The organism is Pseudomonas frederiksbergensis (assembly GCF_035751725.1).
Lineage (GTDB): Bacteria > Pseudomonadota > Gammaproteobacteria > Pseudomonadales > Pseudomonadaceae > Aquipseudomonas > Aquipseudomonas frederiksbergensis_A.
The window spans coordinates 4,008,554-4,033,156 of record NZ_CP142104.1; the positions used below are offsets into that span (position 1 = coordinate 4,008,554).

Annotated in this window: 13 protein-coding genes; 6 read left to right on the top strand and 7 right to left on the bottom strand. The window is 63.8% G+C overall.

Annotation, left to right across the window (positions count from 1 at the left end):
- Positions 1-22 precede the first annotated feature (22 nt).
- A complete protein-coding gene (gene ppsR, locus VQ575_RS17780) occupies positions 23-841 on the top strand; it encodes a posphoenolpyruvate synthetase regulatory kinase/phosphorylase PpsR (protein WP_039589013.1) in 819 nt (272 codons plus the stop codon).
- A gap of 66 nt (positions 842-907) precedes the next feature.
- Here ppsR and VQ575_RS17785 read toward each other — a convergent pair whose 3' ends face one another.
- Positions 908-1,753 (bottom strand): type 1 glutamine amidotransferase domain-containing protein, encoded by an 846-nt coding sequence (locus VQ575_RS17785; protein WP_325918122.1) that lies wholly within the window; start codon positions 1,751-1,753, stop codon positions 908-910.
- A 98-nt stretch (positions 1,754-1,851) separates the two neighbouring features.
- Between VQ575_RS17785 and VQ575_RS17790 the strand changes: the two genes are divergently transcribed.
- Complete coding sequence (locus VQ575_RS17790; RefSeq protein WP_039589011.1) at positions 1,852-2,751, top strand: LysR family transcriptional regulator; 900 nt, start codon at positions 1,852-1,854, stop codon at positions 2,749-2,751.
- Between the two features lie 60 nt (positions 2,752-2,811).
- On the opposite strand, the gene VQ575_RS17795 is transcribed toward VQ575_RS17790, so the two are convergent.
- The 4 genes from VQ575_RS17795 to VQ575_RS17810 all read right to left on the bottom strand — a co-directional run bounded on the left by VQ575_RS17795 (position 2,812) and on the right by VQ575_RS17810 (position 6,683).
- Positions 2,812-3,039, bottom strand: a complete 228-nt coding sequence (locus VQ575_RS17795) for an MbtH family protein (RefSeq protein ID WP_030141931.1) — start codon at positions 3,037-3,039, stop codon at positions 2,812-2,814.
- Positions 3,040-3,123: 84 nt separating this feature from the next.
- Complete coding sequence (locus tag VQ575_RS17800; RefSeq protein WP_325918124.1) at positions 3,124-4,533, bottom strand: aspartate aminotransferase family protein; 1,410 nt, start codon at positions 4,531-4,533, stop codon at positions 3,124-3,126.
- Between the two features lie 138 nt (positions 4,534-4,671).
- On the bottom strand, positions 4,672-6,003 hold the full coding sequence (locus tag VQ575_RS17805) for a sensor histidine kinase (protein WP_039589010.1): 1,332 nt from the start codon (positions 6,001-6,003) through the stop codon (positions 4,672-4,674).
- Positions 6,003-6,683: a response regulator gene (locus tag VQ575_RS17810; RefSeq protein WP_039589009.1), complete on the bottom strand. Its 681-nt coding sequence runs from the start codon at positions 6,681-6,683 to the stop codon at positions 6,003-6,005. The genes VQ575_RS17805 and VQ575_RS17810 overlap by 1 nt, the downstream gene beginning before the upstream one ends.
- Before the next feature lie 174 nt (positions 6,684-6,857).
- Here VQ575_RS17810 and dsbD point away from each other — a divergent pair, with 174 nt between their 5' ends.
- Genes dsbD through dsbG form a run of 3 tightly spaced genes read left to right on the top strand, consistent with a single transcriptional unit; the run spans position 6,858 to position 10,197 of the window.
- The gene (dsbD, locus tag VQ575_RS17815) at positions 6,858-8,585 is read left to right on the top strand and encodes a protein-disulfide reductase DsbD (protein ID WP_039589007.1); all 1,728 of its coding nucleotides are present in this window, start codon (positions 6,858-6,860) and stop codon (positions 8,583-8,585) included.
- A complete protein-coding gene (locus tag VQ575_RS17820) occupies positions 8,585-9,454 on the top strand; it encodes a TlpA family protein disulfide reductase (protein WP_325918125.1) in 870 nt (289 codons plus the stop codon). Before dsbD ends, VQ575_RS17820 begins: the two co-directional genes overlap by 1 nt.
- On the top strand, positions 9,430-10,197 hold the full coding sequence (gene dsbG, locus VQ575_RS17825) for a thiol:disulfide interchange protein DsbG (RefSeq protein WP_039589005.1): 768 nt from the start codon (positions 9,430-9,432) through the stop codon (positions 10,195-10,197). Before VQ575_RS17820 ends, dsbG begins: the two co-directional genes overlap by 25 nt.
- 49 nt (positions 10,198-10,246) lie before the next feature.
- On the opposite strand, the gene VQ575_RS17830 is transcribed toward dsbG, so the two are convergent.
- Entirely contained in the window at positions 10,247-11,059 is an 813-nt protein-coding gene (locus VQ575_RS17830) for an alpha/beta fold hydrolase (RefSeq protein ID WP_325918126.1), read from the bottom strand.
- A 166-nt stretch (positions 11,060-11,225) separates the two neighbouring features.
- Between VQ575_RS17830 and VQ575_RS17835 the strand changes: the two genes are divergently transcribed.
- The gene (locus tag VQ575_RS17835; RefSeq protein WP_198723068.1) at positions 11,226-11,486 is read left to right on the top strand and encodes a hypothetical protein; all 261 of its coding nucleotides are present in this window, start codon (positions 11,226-11,228) and stop codon (positions 11,484-11,486) included.
- A 54-nt stretch (positions 11,487-11,540) separates the two neighbouring features.
- On the opposite strand, the gene VQ575_RS17840 is transcribed toward VQ575_RS17835, so the two are convergent.
- A complete protein-coding gene (locus VQ575_RS17840; protein WP_325918128.1) occupies positions 11,541-24,527 on the bottom strand; it encodes a non-ribosomal peptide synthetase in 12,987 nt (4,328 codons plus the stop codon).
- Positions 24,528-24,603: the final 76 nt, after the last annotated feature.

Consider the following 24,603-nt stretch of genomic DNA (forward strand, 5'->3'; position numbering starts at 1 on the left):
TAGCTTAAGGCCCAAGGCGCAAATGAAACGATCTGCTTTCTTTATCTCCGACGGCACCGGCATCACGGCCGAAACGCTAGGCCAGAGCCTGTTGGCGCAGTTCGAAAACATTACCTTCACCAAGCTGACACGCCCGTACATAGACAGCGTCGACAAGGCGCGGGCCATGGTACAGCAAATCAATAAAGCCGCCGAAAACGACGGATTTCGTCCGATCATCTTCGATACCATCGTCAATCAGGACATCCGTGAGATTCTCGCAACGTCCAATGGTTTCATGATCGACATTTTTTCCACGTTCCTGGCGCCGCTCGAACAGGAACTGAGCGAACACTCCTCCTACTCCGTGGGCAAGTCCCATTCCATTGGCCACAACTCCAACTACATGGAGCGGATCGAGGCGGTGAACTTCGCGCTGGACAACGACGACGGCGCCCGCACGCATTATTACGACAAGGCCGACTTGATCCTAGTGGGTGTGTCGCGGTGTGGTAAGACGCCGACGTGCCTGTACATGGCGATGCAGTTTGGCATCCGCGCGGCCAACTATCCGTTGACCGAAGACGACATGGAGCGCCTGCAACTGCCCAGCGCCCTGCGCGCCCACCAGCACAAGCTGTTCGGCCTGACCATCGACCCGGACCGCCTTACCGCGATCCGCAACGAGCGCAAGCCCAACAGCCGTTACTCGAGCTACGCCCAGTGCGAGTTCGAAGTGCGCGAGGTGGAAAACCTGTTCCGGCGGGAGAACATTCCCCACATCAACTCCACGCATTTTTCCGTGGAGGAGATATCGGCGAAGATCCTGGTGGAGAAAGGGGTGGAGCGGCGGTTCAAGTAAACCTCAAGCACACCCTGAAACCTGGGGGAGCAAGCCCGCTCCCGCAGGGGTTGCGGTGTTTCTGAATCAACGTTCCAACCGCTTGACCAGCGCCTGCCCCACTTCCAGCGCCGACGCCGGATTCTGGCCGGTGATCAACTCCCGGTCCATGACCACATGGGACGTCCACGGCGAGGTATTGCTGCTGTATTGGCCACCCGCCTGCTGCAATGCAGTCTGCGGATAGAATTTCATAGCGCCTCCTCCCAGCAGCCCTTTGGCCAATTCCTCTTCCTGATTGCTGATGACCGTCATCTTGTAGCCGGAGTAGATCCAGCCGGACTGGGCCGAAGCCTGGCCCTTGGCGCTCAACTGGCCGACAAAGTCGTTGGCATCGGGCAGGGTCGCCAACAGGGCGATCGGCCCATGGCAAACGAGCGCGGTGGTCTTGCCCTTTTCATGGAAGTGCGTCAGCACCCGCCCCAGCGATGCGCTCGTGAGTAAATCCTGCATCGGTGCATGGCCGCCGGGGACGTACAGCGCGTCGAACCGATCCAGCCCCAGCTGTTCGACACGGCTCAAGCTGATCACCGGTGAATCCTCGGGCGAGGTGATGTTCAGTTGGGCCAGCAACGCCTGGTAGCGCTCAAGTTCCGCCGCGTCGTTATTGAAGTACATCTTGTCCACCGAAGAGCGGTCCAGGGTTGGCGCCTTGCCCTCGGGCGTGGCAAAGGTCACGTGGTGACCGGCGTCCAGCAACAGTTTCACCGGCTGTAGCAATTCGTTGAGGTAGAACCCGGTGGAAAAGACCTGGCCATTTTTCAGATCCAGATGATCGGAGTCCGACAGGACCACGAGCACATTATCGGCATGGGCCGCGGCGCTGATGCCTGCCAGGACGACAGACGTTGCCAAGGTAGTGAGCTTTTTCATGATGACTCCGTTTCGATAAAAGATGCGCTCACTGTATTGATGCCCCTTCCGGCGATAAACTGGCCACCCGGAACATCACTTGGCCTCTGGAGGCAATAATGGCCCGTCGATTCGATCATCTGGCCGACGTGGAAGCCTTCGTCACAGTTGTGGAAAAAGGCACCCTCAGCGCCGGTGCCGTGGCGCTGGGCACCACGCCTTCTGTGCTGAGCCGCGCAATCTCGCGCCTCGAAGCCCGCCTTGGAGTGCAACTGTTGCGGCGCACGACTCGCCGATTGAACCTGACAGATGCCGGGACGTTGTACCTGGAACAGTCGCGCTCGGCCTTTGCCTTGATCGACGACGCCGAGCGACGTATCCAGGGTCAGGACGGCGTCTTGACCGGTCGTGTGCGTCTCAGCGTGCCGACCACCTATGGCCATTACCGCCTGCCGGCGCTGCTGTCGCGTTTCGCCCAGGCTTGCCCGCAGGTGCGGGTCGAGCTGAGCATCACCAACCGCAATGTCGACCTGGTGGCCGAGGGATATGACCTGGCGATCCGCCTCGGGCCGCTGCCCGACAGCGGCTTGGTCGGCCGCAAGCTGGAAGACGCCCGCCTCTGCCTGGTGGCTGCGCCGCAATATCTTGGGCGCGCCGGAACGCCCAGGCACTTCGATGAACTGGCCGCCCACGCCTGCCTGCCCTTCGTGATGCCCAGCAGCGGACGCATCGCCCCGTGGCTGTTCCGCGAACACCAGCAAGACCGGGAATGGTTGCCGACAGGCAATGTGCAAGTGTCCGACGACGTGCTGGGCATCGTTTCCCTGGCGCAGGCTGGAATGGGGATTTGCCAGACCTATGAATTCATCGTCCGGGAGCGGATCGAGCGGGGGGAATTGGTGCAATTGCTGGAGGACTTTGGCGGGCGCAGCAGAGCGTTTTCAATCATCTATCCACCCCATCGGCAATTGCCGGCGGCGGCACGGGCATTGATTGATTTTCTGGCGGAGCACTCATGAGTACGCCAACCTGTGGGAGCGACGTATCGCCGCTCCCACAAAAAGCTGCCCATACCGGCGTTAGTGAGCCGCAGCCGCTTGCTCTTCCATCTTCTTGCGCAAGCTCAACGGCCTCATGTCGGTCCAGACCTCTTCGATATACGCCAGGCATTCTTTCTTGAAGCCGCTTTTGCCGACCGTACGCCAGCCTTCCGGGACAGCCTTGTAGTCCGGCCAGATCGAATATTGCTCTTCGTGGTTGACCACGACCTGGAAGAGGATGTCCTCGCGGTCGAATACTGAAGTCATGGTGTTTCTCCGTCGTTGCTCAAGGTTCGCCGCGCCACGGGCGCAGCCAAGGTATGAAAAGGAACGTACCGGGCCGGATGAAAATTAGGCGTCGGCCACGGCGGCTTCAAGGGCGTGCCGGAAAATCTCCGCGACCCGGTCGATTTCCGCCGCCGTGATGATCAAGGGCGGCAGGAACCGCACCACGCCTCCTTGTCTTCCGCCCAACTCCAGGATCAACCCACGCTTGAGGCATTCACGCTGCAACCGTGGCGCCAGGCGTGCGTGCACCGGTGGATGACCCTGGGTGTCCGGTTGGCCCGCCGGGTCTACCAGCTCGACGCCGAGCATCAGCCCGCGACCGCGGATATCGCCCAACTGCGGGAAATCCCGTTGCAGGATATGCAAATGTTCCCTCAAGCGCTCGCCCATGGCGGCCGCGTGGGCCGACAGGTTGTGCTCCACCAGATAACGCATCACGGCGGAACCGGCGGCCATGGCCATCTGGTTGCCTCGGAAAGTACCGGCATGGGCGCCCGGCAGCCAAGTGTCCAGCCAGTCGCGATACACCACGACCGCCAGCGGCAGGCTGCCGCCGATGGCCTTGGACAGCACGACCACGTCCGGGACGATTCCGGCGTGCTCGAAGGCAAACATCTTGCCGGTGCGACCAAAACCGCTCTGGATCTCATCGACGATCAGCGCCACGCCGGCCTGCTCGGTGATCCGTCGCAAACCGCGCAGCCAGTCGAGGTCGGCCGGTATGACGCCGCCCTCGCCCTGCACCACTTCGACGATGACGGCCGCCGGCAACTGCACGCCGGCCTCCGGATCGTTCAGCAGGTTTTCCAGGTAATGCAGATTGGCCCTGACGCCCGCCACACCGCCCAGTCCGAACGGGCAGCGGTAATCGTAGGGATACGGCATGAACTGCACGCCGTTGCTGAGCAAGGCACCCAAGGGTTTCTTCGGCCCCAGGCTGCCCATCAGGCTCAACGCGCCCTGGCTCATCCCGTGATAGCCGCCCTGGAACGACAGGACCGTGCTTCGCCCCGTCGCAGTGCGGACCAGCTTGAGCGCCGCTTCCACCGCATCGGTGCCGGTGGGCCCGCAGAACTGGATTTTCGCTTCGGCGGCGAGGGCTGCCGGCAACAGGCCAAACAGGTCCTGGACAAAGCGGTCCTTGACCGGCGTGGTCAGGTCCAGGGTATGCAGCGGCAATTCATCGGCGAGCACTTGCTGGATCGCCTCGATCACCACCGGGTGGTTGTGCCCGAGCGCCAGCGTGCCGGCGCCGGCCAGGCAATCAATGAAAGTGCGACCCTCGACATCCTCGACGTACAGGCCCTTGGCGCGCTTGAGTGCCAAGGGGATTCGCCGTGGATAGCTGCGGGCATTGGATTCCTGGCGATTCTGACGAGCCAGCAATGGCGATTCGTTGAACTGGTAAAGCGTCTCGACCGGCGTGGAACTGCTTCGTACTGGCGACGCTTCGATAGGACTTGTGACTGACATGTTCTCGACCCCGCAATGAGTGACCCAACGGCGCACCGGGCAGGTGCGCATTCGGTAGCGCACATGCAGGTTTCCTGTTGTGGAAACGCATCAGCAGGGCAAGGATTTACTGCCGATTGAAGACCCGTGGCGAGTTATCTACAGAACGGGCGACAGTTGCACCGGCACGGTCAGCTCAACCCGCAAACCGTCCGCGCGGCTGTCGAACTGCAGGCCACAGCCGCAACGCTGGACGATGGCCTGGACAATCGCCAGCCCCAGCCCGCAGCCATTGCTCTGGCCGTTGCGCCAGAAGCGCTGGGTCAGGTGCTGGATATCGTCGGCGGCGATGCCCGGCCCATGATCACGCACCTGGAAACGCACGCGCTGGCCCACCATTTCCAGGTTCAACTCGACGTCAGTCTCGTCCGGCGTATGGCGCAAGGCGTTTTCCAGCAGATTGCGCAGCGCGGCAATGGACAGCACCGCCGGCATCTGCACCGGCGCATCGGTCAGTTGAGGCGATACCCGCATCCTGATCCGCTGGGGTGCGCCGCCGGTGGCGTCCTGGATGGCCAGCCGCGCGACCTGCTCGGCGTTGCATTGCACCCCATCATCGAACGACAGGCTGCCTTCCACCCGGGCCAGCAGCAACAGTTGCTCCAGCGTGCGATGCATCCGGTCGGCCCCCTCCTCCGCCCGGGCGAGGGCCTGGTCACGCGCAGCCCCCTCGGTCATCCGCGCCACCTGCAGGTGCGTCTTGATGGCCGTCAACGGGCTACGCAGTTCATGGGCGGCATCGCCGGTCAGCCGTCGTTCGCGCTCGATGGTCTTGCCGATGCGCTGGAGCAACTGATTCTGGGTCTCCAGCAAGGGCCGCAACTCGCTGGGCAGCGGATGAATCTGCAGCGGTTCCAGCGAGTCCGCGTTGCGCCGCGTCAGGGCATCGCGCATGCGGTTGAGCGGCGCCAGGCCCTGGCCGATGCCCAGCCACAGCAGGCACAGGCAACCGAGCAACGCCACGCCGACCGGCACCGATGCCGCCAGCAGCACCGACAGGTTCAAGGCTTCGCGTTCGATCTGGCGATCGGCGGTGGTGATGCGCAAGTCACCTCGGGCCAAGGTAAAGCTGCGCCACGGCGCACCGTCGATCATCTGGTCATGAAAGCCCATTTTCTCGGCTTCCAGGGGTTGCCCCGGGGTGTCATGGCTGCGCGCCAGAATCTCCCCGCGCAGTGAGCTGACCTGGCAGGCCATGCCGCCAGGAACGCTCAATTGTTCAGCACTGAAGTGCGTGCCTTCACCTTTGCTCGGAACCGGCGGCAACTGCTCCAGCAACCCGGCGACCATCCGCGCCGAGGCCACCAGGCGCTGGTCGAGGGAAAACATCATCTGGTTGCGCAGGTCGCTGAGCATCCACGCCGCGGCCAATGCCCAGATCAGGGCGAAGGCAGCCCCGAGGGTCAGGCTCAAGCGCAGTCGCAGGCTCATCACTTGGTGGATTCCCCGCCATCGGCCGGCCCCAGGCGGTAACCCAGCCCGCGCACCGTTTCGACGATCCCGTTGCCCAGTTTGCGCCGCAGGTGGTGGATATGGACGTTCAGGGCGTTGCTTTCCAGTTCATCGCTGAAGCCGTAGACGCTGTCTTTGAGTTGTTCGGTGGAGAGCACCCGGCCGCGGCTGTGCAGCAGCGCCTGCAACAGCGCCTGCTCGCGGCGGGAGAGGTCCACCGGCTGACCGTCCAGGATCGTTTCCCGGCTGCTCGGGTCGTACGTCAGGCGGCCATGTTCGATCAGGTTGACGCTGCGCCCCGCCACCCGCCGCAGCAGCGTGTGCAGGCGCGCCGCCAGCTCGCGCAGGTCGAAAGGCTTGAGCAGGTAATCGTCGGCGCCCGCCTGCAAGCCGTCGACACGGTCGGTCACCGAGTCCCGTGCGGTCAGGATCAGCACCGGGATTTCCAGGCCTTGCTGGCGCAATTGCTTGAGCAGCTTGAGGCCGTCTTCATCGGGCAAGCCGAGGTCCAGCACCATGACGTCGAACGTCGCCACGCCGACCATCGCCCGCGCCGCCGATGCCGTGGCGACGTGCTCGACGGTCAGGCCTTGAGCCGTGAGCCCGGCAACGATGCCGCTGGCAATCAACTCATCGTCTTCGCAGACCAGTACGTGCATGGTAAGCCCCAAGGAAAAAAGTAAATTAGGCGGGCGCCCGATTAAGCCGACATTATGCGACGAGTCGGGCAAATATGGGCGATCATTGGCCCTTGTCATTATTGCTGGGTTAATCGACGGTTAATCGCCAGTCGCCACTGTGCCCTTCACTTGCTTCGTTCTAAGGCTTTGTCCATGCGTCGATTGTTTTTGCTGTGGCTGTTCCTGATCTCGGGCCTGGCCCAGGCCGCCAATCCCTTCGAAACCAAACCCGACTTCCTGCCGGTGGAAAAGGCGTTCGTCTTCACCTCCGAACGCCTGGATTCCGGTGAAACCCAGCTGTTCTGGCAAATCGCCGACGGGTATTACCTGTACCAGCAGCGGCTCAAGTTCGATGGCCTGGCCGAAGCGCAAAAACCGAAGTTGCCCGAGGGCGAAGCCCACAGCGACGAATTCTTCGGCGACCAACAAGTGTATCGCCAGGCCCTGGAACTGAAGATTCCCGCCGGAGCGACCGGCAAGATCAAGGTCGGTTTCCAGGGCTGCGCCGACGCGGGCCTGTGCTATCCACCCCAGACCCAAGTGGTCGACCTGGGCGGTACGACTGCGCTGGCAGCCACTGGCGAAGCCCAGGACCAAGCCTTGGCCAGCGGCTTGCAACAACGCGCGCTGGGCTGGAGCCTGCTGGTGTTCTTTGGCCTGGGGCTGTTGTTGGCCTTCACCCCCTGCTCGTTGCCGATGTTGCCGATCCTCGCGGGATTGGTGGTGGGCAGCGGCGCCAGCCCTCGGCGCGGCCTGGCACTGGCCGGCAGCTACGTGATCAGCATGGCCCTGGTGTATGCCGCCATGGGCGTGCTCGCCGCGCTGCTGGGGGCCAATCTGCAAGCATTGTTGCAACAACCCTGGTTGCTGGGCACGTTCGCGGCGATCTTCGTCGTACTGGCCCTGCCGATGTTCGGCTTTTTCGAATTGCAATTGCCAGTCGGCCTGCGTGATCGCTTGGAAAACGCCGGCCGCCAGCGCCGCGGCGGCAACCTGGCAGGCGCTGGCATCCTGGGGGCGCTGTCTGGCCTGTTGGTCGGCCCGTGCATGACCGCGCCGCTGGCCGGCGCGCTGCTGTACATCGCCCAGAGCGGCAATGCGCTGCACGGCGGCCTGATCCTGTTCACCATGGGCGTCGGCATGGGCCTGCCGCTGTTGTTGCTGGTGACGGTCGGCAATCGTTTCCTACCCAAGCCCGGCACCTGGATGAACCTGCTCAAAGGTGTATTCGGCTTCCTGTTCCTGGGTACCGCGTTGCTGATGATCCGCCCGGTCATCGACGGCTCGCTATGGATCGGTCTGTGGGGTGCGCTGCTGGTAATCGCCGCCTACTGCGCCTGGCGCCAGACAGAAGGGTTCGGCCGCGCCGCCTATCTGTGGGGCAGCGTCTCGCTGCTGTTCGGGTTGTGGGGCAGCCTGTTGATGGTTGGGGCTGCGGGAGGCAGCGATGATCTGTTCAAGCCGCTGGAGGTGTACAGCGGTGCCCGCGCCACGGCGACCGCCGAGGCCCGGGACGCCTTCACCACCATCAGCGAACCCGCTGCGCTGCAACGCGAACTGGACGCCGCCAAGGCCCGGGGCCAATGGGTCTTGCTCGATTACTACGCCGACTGGTGCGTGTCCTGCAAAATCATGGAGAAGCAGGTGTTCGGCCGTGCCGAAGTCCTTGATGCGCTCAAGGACGTACGCCTGCTGCGCCTGGATGTCACCGCCGACAACGCCGCCAGCCGTGAGCTGCTCAGCCGCTATCAGGTGCCTGGACCACCGAGCCTGTTATGGCTCGGCGCCGATGGCGAGGAGCGTCGAAGCCAGCGCATTACCGGCGAAATCGACGCCAAGGGTTTCCTGGAACGCTGGAACATGACCCGGAACGCGCCCTGATGCTGACGTTGACCTTGGGCACCTTTGCCATTGCCCTCAATCACTTGCTGTTGATCAGCGCATTGGCCTTGGCGACTTTCGTCGGCTGGCGGGTGGCAAGGCGCGGCGGCGAGAATCCCGAATCGGTGCTGTTCGCACTGTTCCTGCTGGGGCTCCTGGCCGCAAGGATCGGCTTTGTCGTCGCTTACTGGAGCCACTACCGGGACGACCCGTGGCAGATCGTCGACCTGCGCGACGGCGGGTTCCTGGCCTGGCCGGGCATCCTCGCACTGTTGGTCGGCGCCCTGCTCTGGGCGCGTCGCCGCCCGAGCCTGCGCCGGCCATTGGCGTTCAGCGTCACCGGCGGTCTGCTGTTCTGGCTGGTGGCGACGATGTCGTTGACGATCTATGAACAAGGCACCCGTCTGCCGGAGATCGACCTGCGCAACGCCGACGGCGAAACCGTGAACCTTGTCGATTACCAGGGCGGCCCGTTGGTGATCAATCTATGGGCCACCTGGTGCCCCCCCTGCCGACGTGAAATGCCGGTGCTGGAGGAAGCTCAAAAACAGCGCCCGGACCTTACCTTCCTGTTCGTCAATCAAGCCGAAAGCATGCAAAGCGTCAGCACCTACCTCGCCACGCAGGGCTTGAGCCTTACCAACGTGCTGTTCGACGGCAGCGGCCGCCTTGGCCAAGCCGTCGGCTCGATGGCGCTGCCAACGACGCTGTTCTACAGCGCCGATGGCCGTCTGCTGGGCAGTCATCTGGGCGAATTATCTGAAGCGAGCCTGGCCCGGGCCCTGGAAAATTTCGATACGCCGGGTACCACTACGGCGGTCCACCCCGCGACAAGGAAACTGCCATGCCCCGCCTCCACCACCTGCTGACCCTGGCCTTCGCCGGCGCGCTGTTGCAAGCACCGCTGCTCCAGGCCGAGGAGTTGCCCGCGGCCATCAAGAAAATCGAAGCCAAGGGCGCCAAGATTGTCGGCACCTTCGAAGCACCGGACGGCTTGCGCGGTTACGCGGCGCAATACCAGAACCGTGGCATGGCGCTGTACCTGACGCCGGATGGCAAGCATGTGTTGCTGGGCAACCTGTATGACGCCGGCGGCAAGGACCTGAGCGCCGAACCGCTGCAAAAGCTGGTCTACGCGCCGATGGCCAAGGCAATCTGGGCGAAAATGGAGACCAGCAACTGGATCGCCGACGGCAACCGGGACGCCCCTCGCACGGTGTACCTGTTCAGCGACCCGAACTGCCCGTATTGCAACATGTTCTGGGAGCAAGCCCGCCCCTGGGTCAAGGCCGGCAAGGTGCAGTTGCGCCACATCATGGTGGGCATCATCCGTGAAGACAGCCCGGGCAAATCAGCCGCGCTGCTGGCCGCCAAGGAGCCGGAAAAAGCCCTGGCGGACCATGAGAAGGCCGGCAAGGGCAGCGCACTCAAGCCGCTCAAGGAGATCCCTCCGGCCATCCAGGCAAAACTGGACGCCAACCAGCAACTGATGGATGAGCTGGAACTGTCCGCCACCCCGGCCATTTTCTACCTGGATGACCAGGGCGACCTGCAACAGCAGCAAGGCGCGCCGTCGCCGGACAAACTGGTGAAGATTCTCGGGCCGAAGTGATCCGGGCACCGACCTGTGGCGAGGGAATTTAACCCCTCGCCACAGGTTTTCAGTGCCATTGTTTCAGGAACGCTGACAACGCCTGCGTCACGAACTCCGGATTTTCCAGGTTGGAAATATGCCCAGCCTGCGGAATCAGCACGTGGTCACACCCGATCAGCTTGGCCATTTCCAAAGCCTCGGACGGTGGCCGAGGCTTGTCCTGGTCGCCACACATCACCAGCGTGCGCCTGGCATCCAGTCCAGGCAGCTGCGCCAAGATATCGTCCCGGCCAAAAATGATCCGCCCCAACGGCACGATGCTGTCCTTCAGGCGGTCGGTCGGCATCGCGGCCAAGGTAGCGCGAAACTGCTGGTAGAGCGCCGACAGCGGGTCGATGCCCGGCCGGAAGAAAATCGGCACGATGATGTCCAGCAAAGGCTCGGGAATCGCGCCGCTGGCATCGATCTTGTCGAACAGCGAAAAGTAATACAGCCGGGTCGGCTCCGGCTCGACGCCGACGTAGGTGTCCATCAGCACCAGCGACTGCACACGCTCAGGTGCCGCCAGCGCCAACCGTGCGCCCCACATTCCCCCGACCGACAACCCGACCAGGTTGAAGCAGTCGATACCCAAGTAATCCATCAACGCCAACGTCTGGCGAGACAAATCGTCCAGCGAGCTCATGCCCTCAGGCAACCGCCCGGACTGCCCGTGCCCCCACAGCTCCGGGACAATGACCCGATAGTGTTTCGACAACGCGTCGATCTGTGGTGCCCACATGCCGTGGTCCCACAAATAACTGCTGCCCAGCACCACCACCGGGCCATGGCCTTGGTCGAGGTAATGGAGCGGTTGTCCGTCAATCGTTGCAAAGGGCATCGGGTGACCTCCTTGTTGATCGTTTGGAAAGCTTGGGGAGACTGACGTGGCGGGCATGCAGCGTCAACCGTCGGCGTCGCGGTGACCTGTCAGGTCTGGACAGTAGATCCGATAGACCGTTGGCGATAGCTTGAAGACTTGGCAGACAGAGTATGGAGCGATCATCATGACAAAATCCGAACTTGAAGCGTTCGCCCGGGAACAGGTAGCCCTTTTGCAACCGAAGGCCTTGGATCAGGGAAAAGCCTCTGGACAGCGAGCCAAGGGAAAGCTTCAGTTTTTTGAAGCACTTGTGGCGGCGTATGACAATACCGTGACCCCTGAGCAATTCGGCCAGCTGGACGCGGTGAACGATACATTCCAAAAAATCGGCGCCTTTGAATCCGGGGTGACCTTTTTCAACGATCCGGGCTCATGTCGCAAGTAGTTCTGGCCCAATCGCGAGCAAGCTCGCGATTGGGCCGCTACAGGCGCCGCAGACCTAAAGTCCTTCCAGCTCCGCCATCAAATCATTCAACCGATCCACCTTCTCCTCGGTGATTTCACTGGCAGCCAATCCGCCAATGTATCCAGCCAACTCCTGCACCGTGCTGCACTCGAACATGGCCCTGAGCGGCACATTGCGCTGCAGGGCTTTTTGCACGCGGGAAGCGATCTGTGTCGCCAGCAGCGAGTGCCCGCCGAGTTCGAAGAAGTTGTCCCGTACCCCCACCCGCTCGACCTTCAACACTTCGGCCCAGATATCGGCCAGGGTCTGCTCCAGTTCATTGGAGGGCGCGTGGTAGTCCTGGCTGTGCAACTGGCCGATGTCCAGCGCCGGCAGCGCCTTGCGATCGAGTTTTCCATTGGCATTGAGAGGCAGGCGGTCGAGCCATAGCCAGTGCAGCGGCACCATGTATTCCGGCAGTTCGCTGCGCAGGCGCTGTTTGATCCGATCCAGGCGTTCGCTCGGGCTGAGCGTCGAGTCGGCCGCGACCAGATAGCCCACCAGATGCTTGCCATTGGCGCCTTCCTGCACTGCGACCGCCGCGTCGCGGACTTCCGGTCGCTCGTGCAAGCGGGCTTCGATTTCTCCCAGTTCGATGCGATAGCCGCGAATCTTTACCTGATGGTCGATGCGCCCGACATATTCCAACACGCCATCGCTGCGACGACGCGCCAGGTCGCCGGTGCGGTACAGCCGCTCGCCCGGTGCGCCGAACGGGTTGGGCACGAACACCGGCGCCGTACGCAGCGGATCGCTGACGTAGCCACGCCCCACCCCGGTGCCGGCCACGCACAGCTCGCCCACCGCGCCCAATGGCACCAGTTCCAGCGTGCCGTCGAGCAGGTACAAGCGGTTGTTGTCGGTCGGCGTGCCGATGGGCAGGTAGGTGCCACGGGTCGAGGCCAGGTCGACTCGGAAGAACGCTACGTCATCGGAACATTCCGCCGGGCCGTAGGCGTTCACCAGGCCGATGGCCGGGTAACGCGCCAGCCACTGATGGGCCAATTCCGGCGGCATCGCTTCGCCCGTGGGCAGCATCCAGCGCAAGCCATCCAGGCCGATACGCTCCTGGGCCAGCATGCCTTGGATCAGCGACGGCACGCTCTCCAACACGGTAATGCCCTGGCGACCCACGTGGTCCAACAATCCTTGAGGATCGTGGGCGATGGCGTTGGGCACGATGTCCACCCGAGCGCCGAACAACGGCGCGGCCAGGAACTGCCACACCGAAATATCGAAGCTTTGTGACGCGGTCTGGGCAATCACATCCGTTTCATCCAGCGCCAGGTACGGCACCTTGCTGAGCTGGTTATTGAGCATGCCGCGCTGCTGGACCATTACGCCTTTGGGCAATCCGGTGGAGCCTGAGGTATAGATCACGTATGCGAGGTTGTCCGGCCCGCTGTAAATGCCTGGATTGTCCGTCGACACTGCGCTGGCCTGGACGTCCTCCCAGACCAGCAGCTTCGGCCGTCCGGCACAAGCAAACTCTTCCAGCAAGGCCAGCGCCTGCTCACGACAGGCTTGCGTGCAAACCAGCAACGGCGTGCGGCTCAGCTCGATGATGCGGCTCAGGCGCTGGCTCGGCAGGCCCGGGTCCAGCGGCAGGTAACCGCCGCCGGCCTTGAAGCTGCCGATGATCATGCCGAGCAAATCCAGGTCGCGCGCGGCCAGCAGCGCCACCGGCTGGTCGAGACCAACGCCCGCCTCGATCAGGGCATGGCCGAGGCGATTGCTGCGTTCGTTCAACACAGCGTACGTCCAGGTATCGTCCTGGCAACTGGCGGCAATGCGTTGCGGATGAGCCCTCACCCGGGCCTCGAACAGCTGAGCGTAGCTCTGTTCCAGCGGATAGGCCCGCGCGCTCTGGTTGCAACCTTCGATGAGGAAATCCTGTTCCTCAGGGCCGATCAGCGGCAGCTCGGCCATGTCGCCGTGGAACCCTTCCATCAACGCCAGCAGCAATCGCTTGAACTCGCCCAGCAGCCCTTGGACGGTCGACTCATCGAAGTAGCGCTGGTCGTAGGACAGATGGAGCCCCAGGTCGTCGCCCGGATAGCACACCGCCGTCAGCGGGAAGTTGGTGTGGGTGCGACCTGAATCCGATGTGGCGTTGAGACTCTGGGCGCGGTCCAGCACCGAAACTTCCACCGGCGCGTTCTCGAACACGAACAAACTGTCGAACAACGGCTGGCCCTTGGGCAGCTCGCTGACGTCCTGGATGCTCACCAGCGGCAGGTATTCGTACTCGCGCAGTTGCATGTTGTTGTCCAGCAAGCCGCTGAGCCATTGGCGCACGCTGCAGCACTGGTCATCCGCCGGCATTTGTACCCGCAGGGCAACGCTGTTGATGAACAGCCCCACCGTGCGTTGCATGTGCGGCAGCTCCACCGGCCGCCCGGCCACGGTGACGCCGAACAATACGTCGCGATCACCGCTGATACGGCGCAACACCAGGGCCCAGGCCGCCTGGGCGAAGGTGTTGACGGTCAATTGATGGGCTTGGGCCAGCTCCCGCAGGCGCGCACCGTCCCGGGCATCGAGGCGGGTGTAGCAATCGCCGACAACCATGCCGCCGCTGTCACCGGCATGCTCGCGCAGGAACGGCCGGTCGCCAGGGATCGGCGTGGTCCGCTCGAAGCCTTGCAGGTTCTGCTTCCACCACTGCCTGGCGTCGGCCAGGCCCCGGCGCTGCAGCCAGCCGATGTAGTCGCGATAGCGCGGCGGTACAGCCAGGCGGGGCTCGCGCTGTTCACCGAGGGCGGTGTAGATCTCAAAGAAATCGTCCATCAGCAACGAACGGCACCACGCATCGATGAGAATGTGGTGGTTGCTCATCATGAACCAGTAGCGCGCCGCGCCGACCCGGATCAAACGCAAGTGGAATGGCGGCTCGTTCAACAGATCGAAACCGGCCTCGCGTTCGCGCTTGAGCAGCGCCTGGAGCTTGGGCTCCTGGGCTTGCTCGGGTACTTGCGTCCAGTCGAGGTATTCCACCGGCGTGCGGCCGGGCTTGTGGATGACCTGCAGCATGTCTTCGCCGACGTTCCAGCAGAACGAGGCGCGCAAGGCTTCGTGACGGGCGATCACCGCTTGCCAGGCCTGGGCGAAACGCTGGGGGTCGAGTTCGCTGTTGATGCGGTAGCGGTCCTGCATGTAATACAGGCCCGTGCCCGGCTCCAGCAGCGTATGCAACAGCATGCCTTCCTGCATCGGGGTCAGCGGGTAGACATCTTCGATCTCTGCGGCCGGCACCGGCAGGTTGTCCAACTGTGCCTGGGTCAGTTTCGCCAGCGGGAAGTCCGATGGCGTCAGGCCGCCCGCCTCGTCCGTGAGGCAATGCTCGATCAGGTGCTGCAATTGCTCAAGGTAGTCGTCGGCGAGCGCGGCGATGGCCTGGCGGTCGTGACGCTCGGCGCTGAAGGTCCAGCGCAGCGCCAGCTCGCCGCCACTGACCTGGCAGTCGAGGCTCAGTTCGTTGGGCAGCGGTGCGTCGGGGTCATGGATCGCGCCAAGCGCTTCGTCCAGCGGGCGGAACAACGCGTCCTGGCCGAGGGTATGGTCGAGCTGGCCGAGGTAGTTGAACGTGACGGTCGCTTGCGGCAGGCCGGCCATCGCCTCACGGGTGCCGGTATCTGCCAGGTAACGCAGCACGCCATAGCCGAGGCCCTTGTGCGGCACCGCGCGCAGCTGCTCCTTGATGGCTTTGATCGAACTGCCGATATCAGCGGCCGACGGGCTCAGGCGCAGCGGATAGACGCTGGTGAACCAACCCACGGTGCGGGTCAGGTCGAGATCATCGAACAGCGCCTCGCGGCCATGCCCTTCGAGCTGGACCAAGGCCGATTCGTGATTGCTCCAACGGCACAACACCCGGGCCAGCGCGGTGAGCAACAGATCGTTGACCTGGGTGCGATAGGCGCTTGGCGCTTGTTGCAGAAGTTGTCGGGTGCGCTCGGCGTCGAGGCGCAGGTTGACGATGCCGGCATGCCGCTCCTGCCGTCCGCCATCGGGACGCGCACAAGGCAGCGTTACGTCCGGGCCACTCAACTGGCCTTGCCACCAGCTCAACTCTTCGCGCAGGGACTCACTGCCGGCGTAAGCCTGCAAACGCGCGGCCCAGTCACGGAACGGACTGGTCTTTGCCGGCAATTGCAGTGTGTGTTTGTCGATGCATTGGCGATAGGCGGTTTGCAGGTCGTCCATCAACACTCGCCATGACACACCATCCACCACCAAGTGATGGACAGCGATCAGCAAGCGCTGCCGACTGTCCGGCAGCTGCGCCAGTACGGCCCGCAGCAGCGGCCCGCTCGACAGCTCGAAGCCACGCTGCGCCTGGGCAAATACGGCTTCGCAAGCGTGCGGCGAATCCACCGACACAGCCTCCAACAGCGCCCCCTCGAACATTGGCTGATGCTCGGCGCGCCAGTGCCCGGCGCTGTTGACGAAGCCCAGGCGCAAGGCATCGTGCTGCTCGAACACCGCGCGCAACGCTTGCTCCAGGAGACCGGGCTGCAAGCACGTGGTCGGCTCCAGCAACAACGCCTGGTTCCAGTGATGACGGTTGGGTATCTCGCGGGCAAAGAACCAATGCTGGATCGGCGTCAGCCCCGATTCACCGCTCAACAAGCCTTGCTCGGCGCTTACTTGTTCGCTGTGAGTGGCGACGGCCGCCAGGGCCTGCACGGTCTGGTGCTGGAACAAATCCCGCGGCGTGAAATGCAGGCCTTGTTGCCGGGCCCGGCTGACAACCTGGATCGACAGGATCGAATCGCCGCCCAGTTCGAAGAAGTTGTCGTTGAGGCCGACTTGCCTGACGTTCAGCACGTCGCACCAGATCGCCGCCAACGCTTGCTCCACCGCATTGCTCGGCGCCACGTACTGCTGGCGATTGAGCTCCGGATCCGGCATCGGCAAGGCGCGGCGGTCGAGCTTGCCGTTGGCGGTCAGCGGCATGCTCGGCAGCAGGATCAAATGCGCGGGCACCATATAGTCCGGCAGTTGCGCCTTGAGTTGGTTTTTCAGCGCTTCTCGCAGGGCCGCTTGCCCGGCGGTATCCTGTTCGGTGATGTCGCTGACCAGGTAACCGGCCAACTGCTTGCCACCCGGCATATCCAAGGCCAAGACCACGGCCTCGCGCACGGCGTCGTGTTCCAGCAGACGGTTTTCGATTTCCCCCAGTTCGATACGGAAACCGCGAATCTTCACCTGATGATCGACTCGTCCCAGGTACTCCACCTGCCCATCGCCGCGCTGGCGCACCAAGTCCCCGGTGCGATACAGCCGTCCGCCATCGGCAGCAAATGGGTCGGCGACAAAACGTTCGGCGGTCATGCCCGGGCGCTGGTGATAACCCTGGGCCAACCCGGCGCCGCCGACATACAACTCACCCGTCGCACCTTGTGGCACCAATGCCAGGTCGGCGTCGAGAATGTAGGCCACGCGAGCGCCGATCACGCTGCCGATCGGTACGCTGCCGGCGCCCTCTTCCAGTTGTTCCGGGGCAAGGCTCGCCAGCGGCATGACCACGGTTTCGGTCGGGCCGTAGGCGTTGAAGAACAGCTTCGGGCTGAACGCGGCGCGGATGCGCTGCAAATGCTCGCCCGTCAGGGCTTCGCCACCCGTGATGCACATGCGCACCGGCAGCGTTTGGCCCTGGGTTGCCAACCATTGCGCCAATTGGCTGCCATAGCTGGGCGTGAAACCCAGGACGTTGATGCGGTGTTGGCGGATCAGGCCGCAGATTTGCTCGGCATCCCATTGGCCCTGGGCACGCAGCACCACATGGGCGCCACTGAGCAGCGGCACCAGCAAGCGCTCGGTAGCGGCGTCGAAATTGATCGAGTAGAAATGCAATTCGCAGTCATCAAAGCGCATGCCGAAGCGCTGGATCACCGCCTGGCAATGCATGGCGATCTCACCGTGGGACACCACCACCCCCTTGGGTTTGCCGGTGGAGCCGGAGGTGTAGATCAGATAGGCCTGGTGCTGCGGCAGGTTGATCAGCGGCGGCGACTGCTCGGGATAATCCGCCAGGGCCTCGCGATCATCTTCCAGGCACCAGCGCTGCACGCCTTCGGGCAGTTCGCCGAGGGCCTGGAACATGGCCCGATCGCTGAGCAGCAAGCCGACGCCGCTGTCCTCGATCATGTAGAGCAAGCGGTCCAGCGGATATTCCGGATCCAGCGGCACGTAGGCGCCGCCCGCCTTGAGGATCGCCAGCAGGCCGACGACCATTTCCAGCGAGCGCTCCAGGGCCAGCCCTACCCGGACCTGCGGCCCGACGCCGCGGTCTCGCAACATCCAGGCCAGGCGATTGGCCCGGCGTTCGAGTTCCCCATAGGTCAGGGTCTGCCCGGCGAACGTCAGCGCCGGCGCGTCCGCGCGCAGGTGGGCCTGTTCTTCGAACAATGCATGGATGCATCGATCCAGGCGATGCTCGCCCGGCTCTTCGCCGAGGCTGTCGAGCAACTGCCGCTGCTCACTGGCGTCCAGCAGCGGCAGTTCGCTCAAGCGCCGAGCCGGGTCCACCAGCAGCGCTTCCAACAGGTTGCGCCAGTGCCCGGCCATGCGGGCAATGCGCGGTTCGTCGAACAAATCGGTGCTGTAGGTCAGGCAGCAACCCAGGCGCTGATCAAGGTCCGTGACTTCCAGGTTGAGGTCGAACTTGGTCGCGCGGGCGTCGTTGACCAAATAGTCGACACTCATGCCGGCCAGCGTGCGGCTCTGCTGGAATTCCCAGCGCTGTACGTTGCACATCACTTGGAACAGCGGGTTGTACGCCGCGCTGCGCGGTGGCTGCAAAGCTTCCACCAGATGATCGAACGGCAGGTCCTGGTGGGACTGGCCCTCGATCACCGTGTGGCGCACCTGCTCGAACAGCTCGCCCACGGACATCTGCCCGTCGAGTTGGCAACGCAGCACTTGGGTATTGAGGAACGCGCCGATCAGCCCTTCGCTTTCCGGCCGGATCCGGTTGGCCACCGGCGCGCCGATGCGCAGATCGGTCTGGCCGCTGTAGCGATAGAGCAGCACCGCCAGCGCAGCGGTCATGGTCATGAACAGGGTCAGGCCATGCTCGGCGTTGAACGCTCGGACCCGTGCGGCCAAGTCGTCGCTGAGGTCGAAACGCAACAGTTCGCCGCGATGACTTTGCACCGGCGGACGCGGGCGGTCCGCCGGCAATTCCAGCAAGGGATGTTCGCGGCCCAACTGCGTGGTCCAGTAATCGAGCTGGCGCTGGCGCTCGCCGGACTCCAGCCATTGGCGCTGCCAGGCGCTGTAGTCCAGGTATTGCACCGGCAACGGTTCCAGCGGCGACTCGCGGTCATCGATGAAGGCTTCGTACAGCGCGCTCAGTTCGCGGGCAAAAATGTCCATCGCCCAGCCTTCGGTGACGATGTGATGCAGCGTCAGCACCAGGTAGTGTTCGCGCTCGGCGGTCTTGACCAGGCACGCCCGCAGCAGCGGCCCGGTTTCCAGGTCGAAGGGCTCGTGGGCCTCGCTGTCCGCCAGTTGCTGCACGCGCTGTTGGCGAATGTCGGCGTCGAGCATGGAAAAATCTTTCCAGTCCATGCGCAGGCCCGTCTCGTCGTGTACCTGTTGGCACGGCACGCCGTCGACGCTGGGGAACGTGGTGCGCAGGGTTTCATGGCGCACGATCAAGGCCTGCAACGCCGCTTCGAAGCGCCCGACATCCAGTACCCCGCGCAGGCGCGCCATGCCGCCGACGTTATAGGCCGGGCTGTCCGGCTCCATTTGCCAGAGGAACCACATGCGTTGCTGGGAATAGGACAGTGGCACCGGTTGGCTGCGGTCGACTTTCTCGATCGGCGGCTGGCGGTTGGTCCGGCCGCTGGCCTGGATCAACCGCACCTGTTCGGCGAAGGCGCCCAGCTCGCTGGCTTCGAACAACGCGCGCAACGGCAGCTCGACGTCGCAGGCCTGGCGCGTGCGGGAAATGATCTGGGTCGCCAGCAATGAATGGCCACCCAAGGCAAAGAAATCGTCCCGCAGGCCGATGCGGGCAAGGCCCAGCACCTCGCGCCAGATTCCGGCGATCTGCTGCTCGATGACACTGACCGGCTCGACGTGTTCGCGCACCTGCCATTGCGGCTCGGGCAACGCACGACGGTCGAGCTTGCCGCTCGGGCTCAAGGGCATGGCGTCCAGGCGCAACAATTGCGCGGGCACCATGTAGTCAGGCAGCTCGCTGGCGAGGGCATTTTTCAGGCGAGCGGCCTGGGCGGCGGCGTCTTCGTCAGGCGCTGCGGCGGTGTAATAGCCGATCAACTGCGGACCGGCCGCCGTGTCGCGCACCAGCACCGCCGCCTGGGCGACACCGTCCTGGGCCAACAAGCGCGCCTCGATTTCCTGTGGCTCGACGCGGAAACCGCGCAGTTTGACTTGTTGATCGAGGCGGCCGAGATATTCGATCACCCCGTCGGCATCCCAACGCGCCAAATCGCCAGTGCGGTACAGCCGGGCGCCAGCCGGTCCCTGGGGATCGGCGACAAAACGTTCCGCCGTCAGCGCCGGGCGCCCGAGGTAACCCCGGGCCAGGCCAAGGCCACCGATGCACAGTTCCCCCGGGACGCCGACGGGCACGGGATTGAGTTCATTGTCGAGGATCCGGCACAGCACATTCGCCAAGGGACGACCGATGGGCGAGCGCTCGTCATCGCCTGCGGTGCAATGCCAATGGGTGACGTTGATGGCGGTTTCGGTCGGGCCGTAGCGATTGTGCAACTGCGCTGTCGGCAGCTGCGCGAGCACCCGGTTGCGCAACTCGGCCGGCAGGGCTTCGCCCCCGGAGAAAATCCGTCGCAGGCTCGTGCAACGGGCGCTCAAGGGCTCGTCGATAAACAGGCTGAGCAGCGGCGGGACGAAGTGCAGCGTGGTCACGCCAAACTGCTCGACCAATTGGGCAATGCGGTGCGGATCCCGGTGTTCGCCCGGGCCGGCCAGGACCAAGCGGCTGCCAGTGATCAACGGCCAGAAGCATTCCCACACCGACACGTCGAAACTGATCGGCGCCTTTTGCATCAACACGTCGGTTTCATCCAGCCCATAGGTGGCCTGCATCCATTGCAGGCGCTCAGCCAGGGCCGCGTGAGTATTGCCAACGCCCTTGGGTTGGCCGGTCGAGCCGGAGGTGTAGATCACGTAGGCCAGATGATCGCCATGCAAGTGCAGCCCCGGCGGATTGCTCGGCCACTGCTCCAGGTGCAGCGCGTCCATGGCGATGACGCTGACGCCCTCGCAGGTCGGCAAGCGTTCGAGCAGCGCGGTTTGGGTCAGGAGCAGATCGACGCCGCTGTCGTGGAGCATGTAGGCCAGGCGCTCGCTCGGGTAATCGACATCCAGCGGCACGTAGGCGCCGCCGGCCTTGATGATCGCCAGCACGCCGACGAGCAATTGCGCCGACCGCTCGGCGGCAATCGCCACGCAGACGTCGGGGCCGACGCCTTTGTCTCGAAGATAATGGGCCAGCCGATTGGCCTGGGCGTGCAGTTCGGCGTAGTCCAGTGAACCACCGTCCCACTGCAATGCAGTGCGTTGCGGAGTGCGGCGGGCCTGTTCGTTGAGCAGTTCCGGTAGCCATTGTGTGGCGGGCGCGCAGGGTGCCGTCGCCCAGCGCTGCTGCTGGACGAGTTCTTCGGCACTCAACAACGGCAGGTCGCCGAGGGCCTGTCGGGGATCAGCGCAGACCGCTCGCAGCACGCTGCAGAAATGTTCGGCCAGGCGTGCGACGGTTGCCGCCTCGAACAGCTCGTCCGCGTAGTCGAACGACAGTGTCAGCTGGCCGTTACGGTCTTCCTCGCTGTGCAATTGCAGGTCGAACTTGGCTTCGCGGCTGTGCCATGGCAATTCATCGGCCAACAGCCCGGGCAGGCGCCGCAACGCGCCGAGGTCGCGCTGCTGGTGGTTGAACATCACCTGGAACAGACCTTGTTCGCGGGCCTGGGGGAAGACTTCCAGCAGCTGTTCGAAGGGCAGGTCCTGATGGGCCTGGGCGCCGAGCGTCGCCTCCCGGGCCTGGGCCAGCAACGCGACGAATGGCTGGCGCGAATCGACTTGTGCGCGCAGTACCTGGGTGTTGATGAAAAAGCCGATCAGCCCTTGGGTTTCCAGGCGCGGGCGGTTGGCGTTGGGCACGCCGATGCGCAGGTCGGATTGGCCAGTGTAGCGCTGCAACAAGGCCTGGAACGCCGCCAGCAACAGCATGAACACCGTGGCGTCATGGGCGTGGGCGACCTGGCGCAGGGCATCGCCTAGCGGCTTGTCCAGGCGCAGGGTATGGCGCGCCGCGCTGCGATGCTGCTGGGCGCTGCGCGGATGGTCGGTAAACAACGCCAGGGGCGGGTGCTCGTCGCCCAATTGCTTTTTCCAATACGCCAATTGGCGCTCGGCTTCGCCCTGGGCGAGCCATTGCCGCTGCCAACTGCCGTAGTCCGCGTATTGCAGCGGCAACGGCGGCAGTTCGGCGACCTGCCCTTGGGACGCTGCGGCGTACAGCCGCGAAAACTCATCGATCAAGACATTCATCGACCAGCCATCGGCGATGATGTGATGCATCGTCACCAACAGCTGGTGATCGTCTTCAGCCAGGCGCAACAAAGTGACCCGCAGCAGCGGCCCGTTTTCCAGATCGAATCGAGTGGCCGCCTCGTCTTCGCGGATCTGCCGCGCCCGCGCCTCGCGCTGGTCGGCGGGCACATCGCCGAGGTCGATCACCTGGAGATTGAACTCACCGGCCGGATCGATCTGTTGCAGGGCCACGCCATCGCGTTCCAGGAAGCGCGTGCGCAAGGATTCGTGGCGCTCGACCAATTGCTGGAAGCTGACGCGCAACGCTGCTTCGTCCAGCTCGCCACGCAGGCGCAGGGCGCCGGGGATGTTGTAGGCGCGACTGGCAGGATCCAGCTGCCAAGTCAGCCACAAACGGTTCTGGGCCAGGGATTGCGGCAGGGCTTCATCGCGGGCCATTGAATTGATAACCCCCTGGGCCTGGCCGCCGTCCTGTTGCAGGTTCGCCACCGCCATCGCGAAAGCACCCAGGGTCGGCGCTTCAAAAAGCAGGCGCAGGTTGAGCTCCATACCCAGCACTTCACGCAGCCGTGCAATGACTTGGGTGGCTGCGATGGAATTGCCACCCAGCAGGAAAAAATGGTCATTGCCCTGCACCCGATCGATCTGCAACTGCTCGCACCAGAGACGGCCGATCAGGTCTTGCAGCTCGGATGACGGCGCGGATTCGTCGACCGTCTCAGTCTTGGGCGAAGGAAACAGTGCATAGCGGTCGAGGCTGCCATCCGCCAATCGGGCGCGGCACGCCGAACGCTGCAGTTTGCCGCTGGACGTCTTCGGCAGCGCCCCAGGATTGAGCAGCACCACCACGCTAGGCGCTTGCTGGCAGGCGTCGGCCACGGCTTGGCGAATCGCGTTGATCAGGGCTTCGGGAGGCAGGATCTTCTGCACGCTGCGGCTGATCTCAGCGGCAATGCCGATGCCTTCCTCACCCGCCTCGTTGACGGCGAAGGCGGCAACCCGCCCTTTACGCACCACCTCCACTTCCCGCTCGATGGTTTGCTCGATGTCCTGCGGGTAAAGGTTTTGCCCGCGCACGATCAACATGTCCTTCAAGCGTCCGGTGATGAACAGCTCACCTTCGCGGACAAAACCCAGGTCGCCGGTGCGCAGCCACGTGCGGCCGTCATGCTCGACGAAGGTCTTGGCGCTGGCCTCGGGGTTGCGCCAGTAACCGCGGGCGATGCTCGGCCCGGCGGCCCAGACTTCGCCAACCTGGCTGTCGCTGAGCGGTTGCAGGGTGTTGGGCTCGACGATCAGCACCGCATGGCCCGGCTGGCTGACACCACAGCTCATCACCGCACTGCCCTGCCCGGGCTCGGCACGGTTTTGCGTCAAGGCCGCGTCATCCATGCACATCGAGGGGATGCCCCGGCCACGTGGCGTGCCAGCCACGAACAATGTCGCTTCGGCCAGCCCGTAGGACGCCATGAAACTGTCGGCCGTGAAGCCGCACGCCGCGAATTTTTCGGCGAAGCGTTCCAGGCTGTCGAGGCGGATCGGTTCGGAGCCGGAATAAGCGACGCGCCAGCCGCTCAGGTCGAGGCGGGCCAGGGCGGATTCACTGACCCGTTCGCTGCACAGGCGATAGGCGAAGTCCGGGCCGCCGCTGATGGTGCCGCCGTATTCGCTGATCGCTTCGAGCCAGCGCAACGGCCGCGCGAGGAAATAGGCCGGCGACATCAGCACGCAAAGCACGCCACTGAAAATCGGCTGCAACAACCCACCGATCAGCCCCATGTCGTGATACAGCGGCAGCCAACTGACAATGACATCGTCGGGATTCACATCGATGCCGAAGCCATGGCGAATCAACAGCTCATTGGCGACGAGGTTGCCGTGGCTGACCTGTACGCCCTTTGGCGATGCGGTGGAACCGGAAGTGTATTGCAGGAAGGCGATGTCATCGTCTTGCAGGTCCGGCATTCGCCATTGCTCGGCGCGGGTCGGATCGAGCGTATCGACGCACAGCACCGGGGGAGCCGATTCGATGGCTTGCAAGGTGTCGCGCAAGTCAGCGGTGCTCAGCAACAGCCGCGGTTCGGCGTCGGCGATGATCGACAGCAAGCGCTCCTGATGGTGCCGACGGGTGGACTCCGGCGGGTAGGCCGGCACGGCGATCACGCCGGCGTACAGGCAACCGAAAAACGCCGCGACATAATCCGGGCCGCTGGGAAACAGCAGCACCGCCCGGTCGCCGGATTCTGCTTCGGCCTGCAAGGCGGCGGCAATGGTCCGGGCGCGCAGATCCAGGTCGCGATAACTCAAGACCACGCCCTGCTCCGGGGTGTCGGCAAGGAAGCGCAAGGCTACCCGGTCCGGGGTCAACGTGGCGCGGCGCTGGAGGGCATGAGCCAGGGTGCTGGGAAGTTCGAACGCGTCGGTCATGAGGGGCTCCTGCCTGAAATTCGGCTTGCAAGTGGTCACCCATGGGGACGGATGATACCGGCAAATAATTAGTCGC

Coding starts and splice junctions, on each gene's coding strand:
- VQ575_RS17805 (WP_039589010.1), bottom strand. CDS start 6,003: ATGAGCCTGCGACTGCGCTTGAGCCTGACCCTCGGGGCTGCCTTCGCC.
- VQ575_RS17785 (WP_325918122.1), bottom strand. CDS start 1,753: ATGAAAAAGCTCACTACCTTGGCAACGTCTGTCGTCCTGGCAGGCATC.
- VQ575_RS17800 (WP_325918124.1), bottom strand. CDS start 4,533: ATGTCAGTCACAAGTCCTATCGAAGCGTCGCCAGTACGAAGCAGTTCC.
- VQ575_RS17830 (WP_325918126.1), bottom strand. CDS start 11,059: ATGCCCTTTGCAACGATTGACGGACAACCGCTCCATTACCTCGACCAA.
- dsbG (WP_039589005.1), top strand. CDS start 9,430: ATGCCCCGCCTCCACCACCTGCTGACCCTGGCCTTCGCCGGCGCGCTG.
- VQ575_RS17810 (WP_039589009.1), bottom strand. CDS start 6,683: ATGCACGTACTGGTCTGCGAAGACGATGAGTTGATTGCCAGCGGCATC.
- VQ575_RS17790 (WP_039589011.1), top strand. CDS start 1,852: ATGGCCCGTCGATTCGATCATCTGGCCGACGTGGAAGCCTTCGTCACA.
- dsbD (WP_039589007.1), top strand. CDS start 6,858: ATGCGTCGATTGTTTTTGCTGTGGCTGTTCCTGATCTCGGGCCTGGCC.
- ppsR (WP_039589013.1), top strand. CDS start 23: ATGAAACGATCTGCTTTCTTTATCTCCGACGGCACCGGCATCACGGCC.
- VQ575_RS17820 (WP_325918125.1), top strand. CDS start 8,585: ATGCTGACGTTGACCTTGGGCACCTTTGCCATTGCCCTCAATCACTTG.
- VQ575_RS17795 (WP_030141931.1), bottom strand. CDS start 3,039: ATGACTTCAGTATTCGACCGCGAGGACATCCTCTTCCAGGTCGTGGTC.
- VQ575_RS17835 (WP_198723068.1), top strand. CDS start 11,226: ATGACAAAATCCGAACTTGAAGCGTTCGCCCGGGAACAGGTAGCCCTT.
- VQ575_RS17840 (WP_325918128.1), bottom strand. CDS start 24,527: ATGACCGACGCGTTCGAACTTCCCAGCACCCTGGCTCATGCCCTCCAG.